General features: G+C 56.7%; 14 protein-coding genes. All 14 read left to right on the top strand.

What is annotated here, in order from left to right:
• Positions 1–248, top strand: a 248-nt coding sequence (locus B2344_RS06285; protein ID WP_290484857.1) for a DUF1467 family protein, incomplete at its 5' end; no start/stop codon positions are given.
• A gap of 51 nt (positions 249–299) precedes the next feature.
• Positions 300–1619 carry a proline--tRNA ligase gene (gene proS, locus B2344_RS06280; RefSeq protein ID WP_206990493.1) on the top strand — a complete coding sequence of 440 codons (1320 nt, stop codon included), beginning with the start codon at positions 300–302 and terminating at the stop codon, positions 1617–1619.
• Entirely contained in the window at positions 1616–2908 is a 1293-nt protein-coding gene (locus tag B2344_RS06275; RefSeq protein ID WP_242517302.1) for an ABC transporter permease, read from the top strand. The genes proS and B2344_RS06275 overlap by 4 nt, the downstream gene beginning before the upstream one ends.
• Complete coding sequence (locus B2344_RS06270; protein WP_290483185.1) at positions 2908–3597, top strand: ABC transporter ATP-binding protein; 690 nt, start codon at positions 2908–2910, stop codon at positions 3595–3597. Before B2344_RS06275 ends, B2344_RS06270 begins: the two co-directional genes overlap by 1 nt.
• 38 nt (positions 3598–3635) lie before the next feature.
• Positions 3636–7097 (top strand): DNA polymerase III subunit alpha, encoded by a 3462-nt coding sequence (gene dnaE, locus B2344_RS06265; RefSeq protein ID WP_414651729.1) that lies wholly within the window; start codon positions 3636–3638, stop codon positions 7095–7097.
• Positions 7098–7242: 145 nt separating this feature from the next.
• Complete coding sequence (gene rpsB, locus B2344_RS06260) at positions 7243–8049, top strand: 30S ribosomal protein S2 (RefSeq protein WP_206990490.1); 807 nt, start codon at positions 7243–7245, stop codon at positions 8047–8049.
• A 43-nt stretch (positions 8050–8092) separates the two neighbouring features.
• On the top strand, positions 8093–8998 hold the full coding sequence (gene tsf / locus B2344_RS06255; protein ID WP_206990489.1) for a translation elongation factor Ts: 906 nt from the start codon (positions 8093–8095) through the stop codon (positions 8996–8998).
• A 111-nt stretch (positions 8999–9109) separates the two neighbouring features.
• Entirely contained in the window at positions 9110–9856 is a 747-nt protein-coding gene (gene pyrH, locus B2344_RS06250) for a UMP kinase (protein WP_034812325.1), read from the top strand.
• A gap of 5 nt (positions 9857–9861) precedes the next feature.
• Positions 9862–10416, top strand: a complete 555-nt coding sequence (frr, locus tag B2344_RS06245) for a ribosome recycling factor (RefSeq protein WP_034812328.1) — start codon at positions 9862–9864, stop codon at positions 10414–10416.
• A complete protein-coding gene (locus B2344_RS06240) occupies positions 10416–11177 on the top strand; it encodes an isoprenyl transferase (protein WP_290478793.1) in 762 nt (253 codons plus the stop codon). Before frr ends, B2344_RS06240 begins: the two co-directional genes overlap by 1 nt.
• The gene (locus B2344_RS06235; RefSeq protein WP_290478794.1) at positions 11177–11998 is read left to right on the top strand and encodes a phosphatidate cytidylyltransferase; all 822 of its coding nucleotides are present in this window, start codon (positions 11177–11179) and stop codon (positions 11996–11998) included. The genes B2344_RS06240 and B2344_RS06235 overlap by 1 nt, the downstream gene beginning before the upstream one ends.
• Entirely contained in the window at positions 11998–13194 is a 1197-nt protein-coding gene (gene dxr / locus B2344_RS06230) for a 1-deoxy-D-xylulose-5-phosphate reductoisomerase (protein WP_290484855.1), read from the top strand. The genes B2344_RS06235 and dxr overlap by 1 nt, the downstream gene beginning before the upstream one ends.
• A 55-nt stretch (positions 13195–13249) precedes the next feature.
• Positions 13250–14368 carry a M50 family metallopeptidase gene (locus B2344_RS06225; RefSeq protein ID WP_206990484.1) on the top strand — a complete coding sequence of 373 codons (1119 nt, stop codon included), beginning with the start codon at positions 13250–13252 and terminating at the stop codon, positions 14366–14368.
• Positions 14369–14404: 36 nt separating this feature from the next.
• Positions 14405–16960, top strand: coding sequence for an outer membrane protein assembly factor BamA (bamA, locus tag B2344_RS06220; RefSeq protein ID WP_206990483.1), 2556 nt, complete (start codon positions 14405–14407; stop codon positions 16958–16960).
• Positions 16961–16965 lie beyond the last annotated feature (5 nt).

Here is a 16965-nt window from a genome sequence, read left to right as displayed (position 1 = left end):
AAGGAAGCCCACTGATGACCATTTTCGGCGCCGGTGTTGTCTTCACCATTGCCTGGTGGCTGTCCTTTTTCGTCGTTCTTCCGATCGGCGTGAAGGGGCAGTGGGAAGACGATTCCACGATTGACGGAACGGAAGAAGCGGCGCCGAAAAACCCCATGCTTGCCAAAAAAGCGCTTTGGGCGACGGGGGGTGCAGTTGTTCTGACAGGTCTTGCAGCCATCATCGTGCCACGTTTGCTTGCGCAATAGGGGGCGCTGCGGCTAGGTGGCCTTCGTTTACCGCGCGATCACGGAGATTCCATGCGTCTGTCGAAGTATTTCCTGCCCGTATCCAAAGAAGCCCCGTCAGATGCGGCCATCGCCTCGCATCAGCTGATGCTGCGCACCGGCATGGTTCGCCAGAACGGAGCAGGCATCTACACATGGCTGCCGCTTGGCCTACGCGTCCTCAAGAAGATTGAACAGATCGTGCGCGAAGAGATGAACCGCGCTGGCGCTGTGGAAATGCTGATGCCAACACTGCAGCAAGCTGACCTCTGGCGCGAGTCCGGTCGGTATGAAGCCTATGGCAAGGAGATGCTGCGCATCACCGACCGCCATGACCGCGATATGCTGTACGGCCCCACGAATGAAGAACTCGTCACCGATGTGTTCCGCTCATATGTGAAGAGCTACAAGCAGCTTCCGCTGAACCTCTATCACCAACAATGGAAATTCCGGGACGAGATCCGCCCGCGCTTCGGCGTGATGCGCGGGCGTGAGTTCATGATGAAGGATGCCTATTCCTTCGACCTGACGGCAGACGATGCGCGACACTCCTATAACCGTATGTTCTGCGCCTATCTCAACACGTTCTCGCGCCTCGGCCTGACCGGTGTGCCCATGCGCGCAGATACTGGCCCGATTGGGGGGGAACTGAGCCACGAATTCATCATCCTCGCTGAGACGGGCGAAAGCGCCGTCTTCTGCGACAAGACCCTGCTGGATATGCCTGCTCCGGGTCTGGACCTGGACTTCACGTCTGACCTGACAGCGGAAGTCGAAAAGCGGACGCAATACTATGCCGCGACCGAAGAGATGCATGACGAAGCCGCCTTCGCTGAACTGCCGGAAGACCGGAAGGTCTCTGCGCGCGGTATTGAAGTCGGCCATATCTTCTATTTCGGCACCAAGTATTCCGAACCCATGAACGCAGTTGTCCAGGGACCGGACGGCCAAATGGTGCCGGTCGAGATGGGCAGCTATGGCATTGGCGTTTCGCGTCTGGTCGGCGGCATTATCGAAGCCTGTCATGACGAGAATGGGATTGTCTGGCCGGAAAGCGTTGCGCCGTTTCAGGTCGGAATCATCAATATGCGGGTCGGCGATGAGGAATGTGACACGGTTTGCGAGCAAGCCTACCAGGCACTCGAACTTGCCGGAATAGACACGCTATATGACGAGACTGATGACAGGGCTGGCGGCAAGTTCGCGCGGATGGATCTGATTGGTCTACCATGGCAGATTGTCATCGGACCACGTGGTATCAAGAACGGTGTCGTTGAAGTCAAGAATCGCAAAACGGGTGAGAAATCAGAAATGCCGCTCGCGGATGCCCTCAGCAAGGTGCGGCCCGAATGAGTGATATTCCGTCAGCCGCCGCGCCGTTTGGGAAGCTGGAGCGCACACTCGCCTGGCGGTACTTGCGCGCCAAGCGGGAGCATGGCGGTGCAAGCCTGATATCGATCATTTCCTTTGTCGGCATCTTCTTTGCGGTTGCTGCGCTGATCATCACCATGTCCATCATGAGCGGTTTCAGGGCGACCTTGCTGGATGCTTTGCTGGGCGGTCAGCCACATGTCTACGGCGTTGTTGCGTCGTATACAGAGGAAGAAGCCGAACAGATTGCGGAGACGATCTCTCTGATTGATGGTGTGTCCAGTGTCGCACCGTATATTGAAGAATATGTGCTCGTGACGGCGAATGGTCGCAAGACGGGGGCGGCCGTGCGGGCCATCCGCAAGGAAGACCTCGCCACTATGCCTTTCCTGAAGGATGGCGGGGCGGCGGCCATTGAATCCGGGTTTGGCGAAGGCAAGAATGGCGGCAATGTCGTCATGATGGGGGCATTTCTGGCTGCTGGCCGGGAAGGCCTCGGTGTCCGGCCGGGCGACAAGGTAGAGATCATTACATCGCAGACCAATGCCGGACCTCTCGGATCAACGCCGCGCAGCAAGGCCTACACTGTCGGGGACGTTTTCAAGACGGGAAGCGTTGAGCTCGACCGGCTTTATATCTTTATGCCGATGGAGCAGGCGCAGATCCTGTTTCAGTCCAAGGATCGCTACCAAATGCTGGATATCCGACTGGATGATCCGAACAAAACAGCCGCGGCCATGGAGGCCATAGCGGCAGCTACCGGCAATGCGCTTTACGTATTTGACTGGAAAAGCCAGCGCGCGGGCTATCTCAACGCATTGCAGGTTGAGCGGACCATGGTGCGTATGCTCGTCATGGTGATCATGGGTATTGCCACACTGAACATCATCGTCGGCGTTGTTATGCTGGTGAAGAACAAGACACGCGATATCGCCATCCTGCGAACGATTGGTCTTGGACGCGGCGGTGTGCTCCGTGTCTTCCTGCTCGTTGGAACCATACTTGGCACCTTGGGTGCGTTGCTTGGTATGGCGATCGGCATTCTTGTTGTCACCAACATCGATGCTGTGGAGGCTTTCATCAATCTGTTTGTGCCGGGTGAAGTTTTCGACGCGGAAGTTTACGGTCTCGAGGGCCTGCCTGCGATCCTCGATTGGGGTGAAGTCCTGCAGACCGGTCTATATGCGCTCGGCATGTCTATGCTCGTTTCGATCATTCCGGCTTGGTGGGCTTCCCGTCAGGACCCGGTCAGCGCGTTGAGGTTTGAATAATGGCCCAACCCGTTCTCGAACTTCGCGATATTGACCGGTACTACAAGACGGCCGCTGGAGAATTGCACGTTCTCAGTGGAACCAATCTACAGCTGAATGCAGGTGAGTTGGTCGGACTAGTCGGTCCATCTGGTTCCGGAAAATCCACTCTGTTGCACACTGCTGGCCTGCTGGAGCGGCCAGAATCTGGCAAGGTCATGCTGGATGGCATTGATTGCCTCGCCCTGGACGACAAGGGCCGCACGGCGATACGTCGGGCCAAGATCGGCTTCGTCTACCAGTTCCATCACTTGCTGCCGGAATTCAATGCAGCGGATAATGTGGCGATGCCTCTGATGATCGCAGGCACGAAACAATCTGCTGCGCGCGAAAAGGCCGAACACTTGTTGGGTGAAATGGGGCTTGATGAGCGCGGCCATCACCAACCCGCGCAAATGTCGGGTGGGGAGCAGCAACGCGTCGCAATTGCCCGCGCCCTGGCAAACGATCCGCGTCTTGTCATCGCCGACGAGCCTACCGGAAACCTAGACCCCGGTACGACGGAGCGCGTGTTCGCGACCCTGATAAAAATGGTTCGCGATGAAGGCGCTGCTGTGCTGGTGGCAACGCACAATCTGTCACTGATCCGCCACATGGATCGCGTCCTGACCTTGGCTGATGGCAAGCTGGTGGATTACCGGCCGGACTAAGTTGTGGAAGGCCGCGCCCGGCCTCTGGTCTGGTGGTGATGCGCGCGGCACAGTATCCTGTGAAAAGGAGATTTCCCGTGACTGAGTCGCCCTTCATTCATCTTGCCGTCCGGTCGAGCTATTCCTTGCTCGAAAGCATGATCACGCCCAAGGGCCTGAAGGCTTGGTGTGTCGAGCAGGGAATGCCTGCTGTGGCGATTACTGATCGTAACAATCTGTATGGCGCACTGGAAATCTCGCTGACGCTGACGGATGCAGGTATCCAGCCCATCATGGCATGCTGTTTCGAAGTGACAGACGGTATGCCAAAGAGCGAACCGACACGGGTGTCGCTCTATGCGCAGAACGAGATAGGCTACAAGCGCTTGATGCTGTTGTCGTCGCGGGCCTATTTGGACGCAGCCGACGGTGTGCCAAAGCTTTCACGGGAGTTGTTGCTGGACAAAACAGACGGGTTGATCCTGCTGACCGGCGGCGCGGAAGGTGAAGTCGCGCGCCATCTTTTGAAGGCTCGTATCGCGGACGCTCGGACCGAACTCTCCACGCTTGCTTCAGCTTATCCGGAGCGCTGCTATGTAGAGATCACGCGTCATGGTTCCGAAGATGAGTATGCTTGCGAAGAGGGGTTGATTGACCTCGCCTATGAACTGGGCTTGCCGCTGGTAGCGACGCATGATGCCCGGTTCATGAAGCCGTCGGACGCCAAGGCACACGACGCAATGATGTGTATTTCGAATGGCCAGTATCTGGGCCAGGAAGATCGCAAGCGTGTCGATGCATCCCAATATCTCAAAACAGCTGAAGAAATGCGGGAATTGTTCGCTGACATTCCCGAAGCCATTGCGAACACGTTTGAAATCGCCCAGCGCTGCGCGGTAAAGGCAGAGACGCACCAGCCCATCCTGCCGAACTTTTCGAATGAAGGACGTTCGGAATCAGAAGAACTCCGCAAGCAAGCCCTGGAGGGGTTGGAATACCGTCTTGGCGCGGCGGACAAGCTGTATGCCGAGCGGGATACCTATTTTGAGCGGCTTGACTACGAACTGATGATCATCGAGCGCATGGGGTTTCCCGGCTACTTCCTGATTGTTTCCGACTTTATCAAGTGGGCCAAGGACAATGATATTCCGGTGGGGCCGGGGCGGGGGTCCGGCGCGGGCTCGCTCGTCGCTTGGGTGCTCCTGATCACAGACCTTGATCCGCTCCGCTTTGATCTACTCTTCGAACGCTTCCTGAATCCCGAACGTGTGTCGATGCCGGATTTCGATATCGATTTCTGTCAGGAACGTCGAGGAGAAGTCATCCGCTATGTGCGCGACAAGTATGGCGCCGACTCCGTCGCCATGATCATCACATTCGGTACATTGCAGGCCAAGGCTGTCGTCCGCGACGTCGGCCGTGTTATGCAGATGCCATATGGTCAGGTCGACCGGCTTGCCAAGCTGATCCCCTTCAATCCCGCCAATCCGCCCAAGCTGCAGGATGCAATCGACGACGAGCCAAAATTCCAGGATGAAATCGACGCTGACGAGCGTGTTGGGGAACTGCTGGAAGTCGCACTGTCGCTGGAAGGCAAGTACCGAAATGCGGGCACGCACGCAGCGGGTGTTGTGATCGGCGACCGGCCACTGGTCGAGCTCGTGCCGCTCTACAATGATCCGAGGGCGGATCTTCCGGCAACCCAGTTCAACATGAAGTACGCTGAAATGGCGGGGCTGGTGAAGTTTGACTTCCTCGGACTGAAAACCCTGACCGTGATCGACCGGGCGCTCAAGCTGATCCGACGGGACGGCCGGGATGTCGGGCCGGAATGGCAAAGCCTGGATGATCAGGCCACATACGACCTCATGGCAAGCGGCGAGACGCTGGGCGTGTTTCAGCTCGAAGGCGCCGGGATGCGGGATACGCTCAAGAAGGTGCGTCCGCACAATCTTGAGGACGTCATCGCCATCATCTCACTCTACCGCCCCGGTCCGATGGAAAACATTCCGGTTTATGTCCAGGGCAAGGAAGACCCGTCCTCCGTTGTCTATCAGCATCCGGACCTGAAACCTGTCCTTGAGGCCACCTATGGCGTGCCTGTTTATCAGGAGCAGGTCATGCGGATGGCGCAAGAGATCGCTGGCTACTCCCTCGGCGAAGCCGACCTTCTGCGTCGCGCCATGGGTAAGAAGAAAGTCGAGGAGATGATCGCCCAGCGGAAGCGTTTTGTCGAAGGTGCGGCTGAGCAAAAGGGCATGGAAGAGAAGCTCGCCAACGACATCTTCGATACGATGGAGAAGTTCGCCGGCTACGGTTTCAACAAATCTCACGCGGCGGCCTATGCGTTGATCGGTTACCATACGGGCTACCTGAAGCGGCATTTCCCTGTCGAATTTCTCGCCGCTTCGATGAGTCTTGATATCGGCAACACTGACAAGCTCGCGGCCTTCTTCCAGGAAGCCAAGCGACTGAAAATTCCGGTTCTGGCTCCTGATGTAAACACTTCTTCGGCAGACTTCGATGTGCGTGATGGCGCGGTCGTATATGCGCTCGGCGCACTGAAGGGCGTCGGGCTTGAGGCCATGAAACATGTCGTCGAGATACGGGACAAGGATGGTCGCTTTGCGGATCTCTACGACTTCGCTGAACGCGTCGATCCGAAACATGTGAACAAGAAAGCGTTTGAATCGCTTTCCAAGGCCGGCGCATTCGATGGCACGGAGCCGAACCGCGCCAGAATGCTGGAGTCAGCGCCGCTGCTGGCAAATTTGGCGGTTAGTGCAGCCCAGGACCGACAAGGCGGGCAGGGCGGTCTGTTTGCCGAGGCCGAACCTGCACTAAGGCCGGTGCTGCCGAAAACCAGGGCCTGGAATGGTCAACAGAAACTGGATCAGGAGTTCAAGTCGATCGGGTTCTACTTCTCTGGCCATCCCCTGGATGACGTGCTTGAGGGATTGGACCGCGAACGCGTGACCCTGGCCATGGAGGTGCAGGATCGTGCCTCGGACGGCAAGCCGCTCGAGATGATCGGCGTCGTCCGCGCGCGTAGCGATAAACCTGCGCGCAATGGCGGCAAGTTTGCGTTCCTGACGCTTTCCGACCCATCTGGCGAAGTCGAGATGATGGTTTTCCCGGAAACCTTGTCCCAAAATTACGATCTGCTTCAGGTCGGCAATGCGGTGGCGATCACCGTTGGGGTGAAACGAAACGCCGAAGAAATCAAACTGAACGCTGAACGGGTACTGAAGCTTGAAGCAGCCAGATTGTCGAAGGCGATGGGGGCGCTCAAGATTCGGCTCGCTGTTGGCGCATATGTTGGCGATCTGGCGGGAGTGGTTGGCCATCTTGCAAAGCTTCAGGACCTTGAACAGGGCGAACTCCTGATCGAAATGCCACTGGAAGACGGCCGGGTTGTCACCATGAAGCTGCCGGCAACTTACACGATTGGCCTGAGTGCACAGCGGGCCCTGAAAGAAGCGCCCGGCGTGGAGCGCGTCGAGCCCCTCAAGGCTGCCTGACAAAAGCCGCGCCAGAACTCTTGCAGGCATCGGCATTTTCTGTATAAGCCGCCACATCAGAAACCAGTTCACGGGTGCATCCGGTGCGACGGGCCATAGGGGTCCAACGTTCCACTCGTGACGGCCAACCGGATGGAGAAAATCTATGGCCCTACCTGACTTCAACATGCGTCAGCTGCTCGAAGCTGGCGTTCACTTCGGTCACCAAACCCACCGCTGGAATCCTCGCATGAAGCCGTATATCTACGGTGATCGTTCGGGAATCCACATCATGGACCTGTCTCAGACCGTCCCTTCGCTGCACCAGGCCCTGGTCTTTGTGCGCGACACGGTCGCAAAAGGTGGTCGGGTCCTGTTCGTGGGCACCAAGCGTCAGGCCCAGGAGCCGATTGCCGAAGCTGCTGGCCGTTGCGCTCAGTATTACATGAACCATCGCTGGCTCGGCGGCACGCTGACCAACTGGTCCACTGTTTCCAATTCCATCAAGCAGCTCAAAGAGCTGAACGCGATGTTTGAAAGCGGTGACAGCGGCCAAGGGCTCACCAAGAAGGAATTGCTCGACCTTGAGCGTCGCCGTGACAAGCTTCAGCTCTCTCTTGGCGGTATCGCAGACATGGGCGGCCTGCCGGCTGCTATGATCGTGATCGATACGAACAAGGAAGCGATTGCTGTCCAGGAAGCTCGCAAGCTGGGAATTCCAGTCGTCGCCGTGCTTGATACAAATTGTGACCCGGCTGACGCCGACTATGGCTTTCCTGGTAATGACGATGCTGCGCGCGCCATTTCCCTTTACTGCAACCTGTTCGCGGATGCCGTACTGGACGGCCTGGCAGAGTCGACGGCTGGCCTTGGTGTTGACCTTGGTGAGCTAGAAGATATCGACGCCATGGCTGAAGCTGACGTGGCTGTGGCCGCAGAAGGCGAAACCGCCGAAGATACAACAGGCGCCTAGGAACAGGCGTCTGACCTGAAGACCAAACTGAAGGAATACAGCAATGGCTGAGATTACCGCTGCGCTTGTTAAAGCACTGCGCGAGAAGACTGGCGCAGGCATGATGGATGCCAAAAAGGCGCTCGTCGAAAACAATGGCGATGAAGCCGCGGCCACCGATTGGCTGCGCGCGAAAGGCCTCTCGAAAGCAGCCAAGAAATCTGGACGCACCGCCGCTGATGGTCTCGTTTCAGTCCAAGTCTCGGACGACGGCAAGACCGGCGCAATTGTGGAATTGAACGCTGAAACCGACTTTGTCGCCCGGAACGAGAAATTCCAGGCGGCGCTGGCTGGAATCACCAAAGCTGCACTCGAAACGGACGGGTCCGTCGAGGGGCTATCTTCTGCTCCAGCGCCGGATGGCGAAGGTTCTGTGGATGACCTGATCAAACGCCTGATTGCGACCGTTGGCGAGAACATGACCCTGCGTCGCAGTGCGAAGCTGACGGCGGACGGCAAGGTGGCTTCCTATATCCACAATGCTGAAACGGCCGGCATGGGCAAAGTCGGTGTGCTTGTCGCCCTCGACGGTTCTGGCGATCTGGAAGAAGTCGGCCGCAAGGTTGCGATGCATATCGCGGCAACGTCGCCTGCATCCGCCACCACTGATGAGCTGGATCCGGCGATTGTTGAGGCTGAAAAGCGCGTACTTACCGAGCAGGCTCGCGAAAGCGGCAAGCCTGACAATGTCATCGAGAAGATGATCGTTGGCCGGATGCAGAAGTTCTACAAGGAAGTTGTTCTTGTAGAGCAGCCATTCGTGATGAACCCTGACCAGACGGTTGGTAAATTCCTCGAGGAGCAGGGCGCAACGCTGAAGGGCTTCGTGCACTTCAAGCTGGGTGAGGGCATCGAGAAAGAAGAAGACAACTTCGCCGACGAAGTTGCATCCATGACAAAAGGCAGCTGATCCCGCTTGCCTTTCGGCCCGCAAAGGGCTTTGAACATCCCGGTCGCCCATGACAGGCGGCCGGGAATCTTTTAGGAGCCTATAAGGCCGATAATACCGGAGACACCGCCCATGCAGACCGAAGAGTCCGACTCCAGCCCCTTGAAATACAAACGGGTGTTGTTGAAGCTCTCCGGAGAGGCGCTGATGGGCCCCGGACAATTCGGAATTGATATTCCGACGTGCGAGAAATTCGCACATGCAATCAAGCAAGCTCAGGACACTGGCGCGGAAGTCTGCCTCGTCATTGGCGGCGGAAACATTTTTCGCGGCGTCGCGGGCGCTGCCAAGGGCATGGAGCGTGCACAGGCCGATTCCATGGGCATGCTGGCCACGATCATGAATGCTCTTGCCATGCAAAGCGTGCTTGAGAGCATTGGCGTCCCGACGCGCGTGCAATCGGCAATCCGAATGGAGTCGATTTGCGAGCCCTATATTCGCCGCCGGGCCCAGCGACACATGGAAAAAGGCCGCGTTGTGATATTTGCGGCCGGCATTGGAAACCCATTCTTCACGACAGATACCGGGGCTGCGCTGCGGGCGATCGAAATGAACTGCGATGCCCTGCTCAAGGGGACGCAAGTCGACGGCGTCTACACAGCAGACCCCAAGATCGACGCAAATGCGACGCGCTACGACGAGGTTGGCTATCAGGAATTGCTGGCCAAGGATTTGCGGGTGATGGACCCCTCTGCGGTGAGTCTTATGCGCGACAACAACATCCCGATCGTGGTCTTCTCGCTTAAGGAAGAGGGGTCTCTCCTCAAAGTCCTTCATGGGAAGGGTACATCGACAACAATCAACAATCATGGAGCGTAAGTGTCATGAGCTATGACAAGAAGGATCTTGAGCGCCGGATGGAAGGCGCCCTGGCGTCTCTCTCCACTGAATTCAGCGGTCTGCGGACGGGCCGGGCCTCGGTGAACCTGCTAGATGCGGTTATGGTGCCAGCCTATGGTTCAACTGTGCCGTTGAACCAGGTCGCGTCGGTCACCGTGTCTGACAACCGCATGTTGTCGGTCAATGTTTGGGACAAGACTGTCGTTGGTGCGACGGAGCGGGCGATCCGGGATTCCGGCTTGGGCCTGAACCCTGTTACGGACGGCCAGAATTTGCGCATTCCGATCCCGCCGCTGAATGAAGAACGCCGTGTTGAACTCCAAAAAGTTGCTGGCAAATATGCTGAAGCAGCACGGGTATCCGTCCGCAATATTCGCCGGGATGGCATGGACACGCTCAAGAAGATGGAAAAGGATGGTGATATCAGCGAAGATCGCCACCGTGCACTGTCTGATGAAGTCCAGAAGTTGACCGATCTCTATGTCAGCAAAGTTGACGACGCGCTGAAAGCCAAAGAAGCGGAGATAATGCAGGTCTGATGTCGACCGACGACGCCTCTGCGCCGTCCGACTCGCATGCGGGCGCATCTCGCGTACCCGCTCACATTGCCATCATCATGGATGGGAATGGTCGGTGGGCGAACGCTCGTGGATTGCCACGGGCTGCAGGGCATGAGCGAGGAGTCGAAGCACTTCGACGCACTGTTGAGGCGGCTGGCCAGATTGGTGTTCGATACCTGACAGTTTATTCCTTTTCGACTGAGAATTGGCGTCGGCCCGCATCCGAGGTCAACGCCCTGTTTGGGCTCCTGAAAACTTTCATTAAGAAAGATCTCGGAAGACTCAAAAAGGAAGGCGTGAAGATAAGGGTTATCGGCAGGCGCCAGGGTCTGCCGGATGACATAGCTGGATTGGTCGAAAGGGCGGAACGTGAAACTGCGGACAATGCTGATTTCTATTTGAACATCGCGTTCAATTATGGGGGGCGCGAGGAGATTGCGCGCGCTTCGCGAAGACTGGCGGCGGATGTCGAGAGCGGCAAGTTGGCGTCTGAGAATGTGACTGAAGACATCTTCGCTTCCTATCTCGATACGGTCGATATGCCGGATCCAGATCTTCTCATCCGAACGAGTGGGGAATACCGCTTGAGCAACTTCCTGTTGTGGCAAGCCGCTTATAGCGAACTCGTGTTCTTCGACGTGTTATGGCCAGACTTCGATCGTTCCTTTCTGGAGAAGGCGGTTGCGATCTATAGCGAAAGGGAGCGCCGCTTTGGCGCTGTTTCGAAGGGGAGCGCATAATGGGCGACTGGACCCCGCCCGAGAGCCGCTTTTCCCAGCTTGGACTCCGCTTGCTGACGGCAGCACTCCTTATTCCTGCCGGCTTGTTCGTCGTATGGTCAGGCGGATGGTGGTTGGCGGCTGCTTGTGCGCTTTTCGGCGGTATCATGGCTTGGGAATGGGCTGGAATGAGCGGGCATCCTCGCGGCTGGCTTCTGAGCTTTGCCGCCGCACTATTCTGCCTCAGCCTTCCTATGGATTTGACCTGGCTTCACGTCTTCCTGGGTTGTTTCGGGTTGGCGCTTTCGTTTGCATCCAATGCGGGCGGTTTGCGGATACGATCCGCTGCTATGCTTGGCTGGTTCTATGTTACTGCCATGGCGGCTGGTCTCTGGTTCTTGCGCGAAGGACCCTGGGATGGCCGCACTGTTGCATTGTATTTCATGTCCTTCGTCTGGGCATCCGACGCTGCGGCGTATTTTGTCGGGCGGGGTTTGGGGGGGCCGCGCCTGTTGCCTCAGGAAAGTCCGAACAAGACTTGGAGCGGAGCAACGGGCGCGCTCCTATTCACGGCTGTGTGCGGTATTGCTGCGGCGGATTTGCAGAACTCCAGTCTGATCTTGTGGGTGCTTTTGGGCGCCAGCCTGTCATTTACCGCACAGCTCGGAGATCTTCTTGAAAGTGGCCTCAAGCGCCGGTTCAAGGTGAAGGACTCGAGCAACCTGCTCCCCGGGCATGGGGGTGTTCTTGACAGGGTCGATGGCCTCGGCGCCGTCGGAATCGTTGGTTCACTTCTGTTGTGGAGCTTTCCGTCACTCTCGACCGCACTGGGTCTGTACTGATGGCCACCCGCCGTATCAGCATCATGGGATCAACGGGATCAATCGGAAAGTCTGCGTTGGATGTCGTCCGTCACGCCAACGCCAATGCAGAGCAGACATTTCAGATCGTAGCGCTTGCGGCCGGCTCGGATGCAGAAGGTCTCGCTGCGCAAGCTATCGCGTTCAATGCTGAAATCGCGGTGATTTCTGATGAGTCCCAGCTGCCGACCCTGAAAACTCTGCTGGCTGGAACTGATATCGAAGCGGCGGCAGGCGAAACAGCGATCGCAGAAGCAGCAGCGCGCCCGGTGGAGCGCATGTTGGCGGCGATTGTTGGGGCAGCTGGCCTCAAATCCACGATATCTGCCATACGTGCGGGAAATGATGTCGCGATCGCAAACAAGGAAAGCATTGTGTGCGGTGGCAAGCTCATTCTGAGCGAGGCGCGACGCAGGGGCGTCTCGATACTGCCAGTCGATTCTGAGCATTCAGCCATTTTTCAATGTCTTGGCGATGGTCGCTCTCTGGAAAAGTTGACAATCACGGCATCCGGCGGGCCGTTCCTCACGTCGTCTCTGGATCAGATGCGCATGGCGAGCCCCAAGCAAGCGGCCGCCCACCCGAACTGGAGCATGGGCGTCAAGAACTCCATCGACAGTGCGACCCTCATGAATAAAGCGCTTGAGTTCATCGAGGCGGGATTTCTTTTCGATGTCGAAGGGGAGCGCTTGGATGTGATCGTCCATCCTCAATCGATCATTCACGGCATGGCGCACTTTACCGATGGCTCAGTCATCGCGCAGCTTGGTGCGCCAGACATGAAAACGCCGATATCCTACGCGCTGGGCTGGCCGGACAGGGTTCCAACCGTCGTGGACCGTCTCGACCTCGCCACTCTCGGCCGGCTGGACTTTGGAAATGTTGATGAAACGCGTTTCCCGGCCATTCGGCTGGCGCGTCAGGCATATGCACACGGTGTTCAGGCAACGACCGTATTAAATTGCGCTAATGAATCGGCTGTTTCTGCATTTATTGCGGGCCATTGCGGGTTTCTGGACATAAGCTGGATCGTGGAAGAGACGTTGAATCGCTATTTTTCGGGAAATATGCACGGAATCGCCTGCGATACTCTGGAGGAGATTGCCTTGCTGGACCGTTTCAGTCGAGAAATGGCGCGCGATGTACTAGAGAAGACCCAGCGTCGTACGGGAGGATAACGTTTTGGGTGATTTTCTCAGCCAGGGACCCTTGTTTCTATTTTGCCTGATTTTCATGATGGGCATCGTGGTTATCGTCCATGAGTACGGCCACTACATCGTGGGGCGCTGGTTTGGCGCCGCCGTGGAGTCTTTCTCGGTGGGATTTGGAAAGCCGATCTTTGAACGCACTGACAAGCACGGCACGCGCTGGCGCGTGAACTGGATTCCGCTCGGTGGCTTTGTGAAATTTGTGGGTGAGAGCCAGATGGCGGGCGATGTCGGCAAGATTGAGCAGGGGCCGATTGGCAGGGCATATCCAGAGCTTGGGGTCGGTCAACGCTCGCTCGTCAGCCTCGCAGGACCATTTGCCAACTTCATCCTTTCAACCCTTATATTCGCTCTGATATTGGGCGTTCACGGTCGTCCGGTCATGAAGGTCGGCATTGCCGCAGTAGTACCAGATGGAGCGGCTGCTGAAGCTGGAATGGAATCCGGCGACGTGATCATGTCAGTAAATGGCAATTCGGTTAGCGATACGTCCGAAGTCTTGATGGCGATCATCCTGAACCCGAATGAACCAATTGATTTCGTTGTTCAGCGCGGCGATTCCGAGAAAGCTCTGGTAGTGACCCCTGATGAAATTGTCCGTGAAAACGATTTCGGGCAGCAAGTCCCCCAGGCCACGATTGGCGTGAGTATCGCCCCGATCTCGTATGGGGAACACATCTACTACAATCCGGTAGAGGCCTTGGGGCAGGGCGTTCTCGAAACCGGCGCGACGATCGATCGGACGGTGACGATGCTTACGCGAATCGTTACCGGAAAAATGTCGATGCACGCCATGACGGGGCCTGTGGGAATCGGAGATATTTCCCGCCGCGTGGTTAACAAGGTCTGGGAACAGGAGCAGGCGACGACCGGTCAGAAGCTCGAACGTCTGTTCTGGATGCTGGCAAGCATTTGCGCCGCGATCTCAGTAGGAGTCGGCTTTTTCAACCTTCTTCCGCTGCCGGTATTGGATGGCGGACACCTTGTATTTAATGCATATGAAGCCATTGCGGGCAGGGAAATGCCGCAAAAAGTGCAGGAGGTGGCCCTGACATTCGGGTTGATCCTGTTATTGGGAATGGTCGTGGTGATCACTTGGGGTGATATCATCGAGACCGGCTTGTTCGGAGCAAGAGGCGGCTGATCCGCCTGCCGAAATTAACCAGAGAGTGTGTCGACGATGCGTAAGTTTCTTGCAGCAACCATGATGGCGAGCAGCGTTCTGGCTGTGAACACAGCGCTTGTTCCCATGGGCACTGCCGATGCACAGGAAGATAGTCGCTATGGCGGCACCATCCGCTCCGTCATTGTCGAGGGCAATCAGCGTATCGAGGCGCGTACGGTTCAATCCTACCTGCTTGTAGAGCCTGGTGATTCCTTTGATCCTGACCGCATTGACCTATCCTTGAAGACACTGTTTGCCACCAACCTGTTTGCGGACGTGTCGATTGACCGTGTGGATGACAATCTGGTCGTGCGTGTGGTTGAGAACCCGATCATCAACCGCGTGGTTTTTGAAGGAAACAGCGCGCTAGATGACGACAAGCTCAAAGAAGACATCCAGGCAGCACCTCGCGGCATCTTCACTGCTGCTCGTGTGCAATCCGATGTTCAACGTATCCTCGAACTATACCGCCAGTCCGGTCGATTTGCCGCCAAAGTCGAACCGCAATACAAACCGCTGGAACAAAATCGTGTTGATCTGATTTTCGAGATCACCGAAGGGCCTGTCACCGGTGTCCGGTCGATCAACTTCCTTGGCAATCAGGCTTACTCGGACTCGCGCCTTCGCAGCGAGATTGTCACGCGTCAATCACGTCTGTGGCGCTTCTTCAGCTCGAATGACAATTACGATCCGGGCCGTCTGGAATATGACCGCGACCTCTTGCGACAGTTCTATCAGAACAATGGCTATTACGATTTCCGCGTGACATCCGCTGTGGCGGAACTGACGCCGGACCAGAAGGACTTCTACATCACCATGACGGTGGATGAGGGACGCCAGTATTATTTCGGCGAGGTTAAAGTGGAGACGGCGCTCGAGAAGCTTAATGCTGAGGCACTGAAACGTGCTGTGCCTATTCAATCCGACACGCTCTTCCGGGGCGACTCGATTGAAGACACGATCGACTCGCTGACTTACGCAGCGGGTATAGCGGGTTACGCCTTTGTTGATGTTCGTCCACAGTTGGACGTGAATCCCGAGACGGGTCTGATTGATGTCACCTTCGCTGTGGATGAAGGTCCTCGAGTTTACATCGATCGGATCAATATTGTCGGTAACACGCAGACACTTGATCGGGTCATTCGTCGGGAACTCCGAATTTCAGAAGGCGATGCGTTCAACCGCATCCTTCTTGATCGTTCCAAGAATCGCGTCCGAGCTCTGGGTTACTTCAAGAATGTCGAAGTGGTTGAGACCCCGTCGGAAGATCCGGACCGGACCATTGTGGATATCAAGGTCGAGGAACAACCAACCGGCGAACTGTCCTTCGCGGCCGGCTTCTCATCCGTGGATGCCTATCTGCTCGACGTCAGCGCGTCACAGCGCAATCTGAGGGGGCGCGGTCAATCGGTTGTTGCTCGCGTGTCCGCTTCGAGCCGTCAGCAAATTCTGGATTTCCGGTTCACTGAGCCAAGACTGTTTGATCGCAATCTTTCCGGCGGTATTGACGCCTACGCTACTCGCCAGGACTATGAAGATTATTCGGGCTTCACCAGCGATACGATTGGTGCGGGCGTACGCCTCGGTTTCCCACTTACGGAACGCATGCAGCTTGGCCTTAGCTACAGATTGCAAACCGATGAAGTGAACGTTCTCGATCGTAATTACATCATCGACGAAGAAGGATTTTTTGTTACCGACCGCGTCCAGATCACAGGGGCCGACACCCCAGAGGATCTCACAGACGACACCTATCGGCTCGTCGAACCAGGCGATGCCGGTGCGGGCCAACGCGTTGTTGACCAATGTTCGCGCGATTATGTCTTGAGAGATCCGATCTGTCGGGCAGAACGCAGCGATCTGTCCTCGATCCTCGGATATAATTTCTACTGGGACCGCACTAACGATCCGATAAGGCCGTCGCGCGGCTTTGATTTCCGATTCAGCCAGGACCTTGCCGGTATTGGCGGTGATGTGAAGTATTTGCGGACTGAGTCTACCGCGACCATGTATCGTGGCATCTGGCGCGATATAATTGCGAGCCTTCGTGTTTCCGGAGGGTATGTTTTCCCACTGGAAGACGGTCAGGGCGTGAGGATCAACAACCGTTTCTTCCGGGGTGGCAGCACGTTCCGCGGGTTTGACGTCGCAGGCATCGGCCCGCGAGAGATCGTCCGCGTAGTCGATCCTGAAACTGGGGAAGTTGTTCAGACTCGCCGCCTCAATTCGCAAGGCGGTAATGTCTATTATCAAAGCACATTCGAACTTAGCCTGCCGAGCTTCCTGCCTGAAGAATACGGTATCAAGAGCGCGCTGTTCGCAGAGGCGGGTGCCTTGGGCTCTCTTCGTGGGCCTGACGTCGGTCCCACAATCTACTTCACCGATCAATCGACCGGCCTGCCAGCAGTCCGGCTCACCAAGACGGCTGCATCCATGCGGGCGTCCGCCGGTCTAAGTGTTTTCTGGGACTCTCCGTTTGGTCCCATTCGGTTCGATTTCTCTCAAATTCTCAAACGGGAAGACTATGACCGGACGGAAACGTTCCGGTTCTCGACCTCAACAAGATTCTAATTTCA

The organism is Hyphomonas sp. UBA3195, assembly GCF_002366485.1.
GTDB lineage: Bacteria > Pseudomonadota > Alphaproteobacteria > Caulobacterales > Hyphomonadaceae > Hyphomonas.
The sequence above is the reverse complement of the archived record's forward strand: the minus strand, read 5'-3'. Positions and strand labels throughout refer to the sequence as shown.

Bases quoted from the DNA above. Each gene is read 5' to 3' on its own strand.
- dxr (WP_290484855.1), top strand. From the start codon at position 11,998: ATGGCCACCCGCCGTATCAGCATCATGGGATCAACGGGATCAATCGGA.
- B2344_RS06240 (WP_290478793.1), top strand. From the start codon at position 10,416: ATGTCGACCGACGACGCCTCTGCGCCGTCCGACTCGCATGCGGGCGCA.
- B2344_RS06225 (WP_206990484.1), top strand. From the start codon at position 13,250: ATGATGGGCATCGTGGTTATCGTCCATGAGTACGGCCACTACATCGTG.
- rpsB (WP_206990490.1), top strand. From the start codon at position 7,243: ATGGCCCTACCTGACTTCAACATGCGTCAGCTGCTCGAAGCTGGCGTT.
- proS (WP_206990493.1), top strand. From the start codon at position 300: ATGCGTCTGTCGAAGTATTTCCTGCCCGTATCCAAAGAAGCCCCGTCA.
- dnaE (WP_414651729.1), top strand. From the start codon at position 3,636: ATGCGCGCGGCACAGTATCCTGTGAAAAGGAGATTTCCCGTGACTGAG.
- B2344_RS06270 (WP_290483185.1), top strand. From the start codon at position 2,908: ATGGCCCAACCCGTTCTCGAACTTCGCGATATTGACCGGTACTACAAG.
- B2344_RS06275 (WP_242517302.1), top strand. From the start codon at position 1,616: ATGAGTGATATTCCGTCAGCCGCCGCGCCGTTTGGGAAGCTGGAGCGC.
- bamA (WP_206990483.1), top strand. From the start codon at position 14,405: ATGCGTAAGTTTCTTGCAGCAACCATGATGGCGAGCAGCGTTCTGGCT.
- frr (WP_034812328.1), top strand. From the start codon at position 9,862: ATGAGCTATGACAAGAAGGATCTTGAGCGCCGGATGGAAGGCGCCCTG.
- tsf (WP_206990489.1), top strand. From the start codon at position 8,093: ATGGCTGAGATTACCGCTGCGCTTGTTAAAGCACTGCGCGAGAAGACT.
- B2344_RS06235 (WP_290478794.1), top strand. From the start codon at position 11,177: ATGGGCGACTGGACCCCGCCCGAGAGCCGCTTTTCCCAGCTTGGACTC.
- pyrH (WP_034812325.1), top strand. From the start codon at position 9,110: ATGCAGACCGAAGAGTCCGACTCCAGCCCCTTGAAATACAAACGGGTG.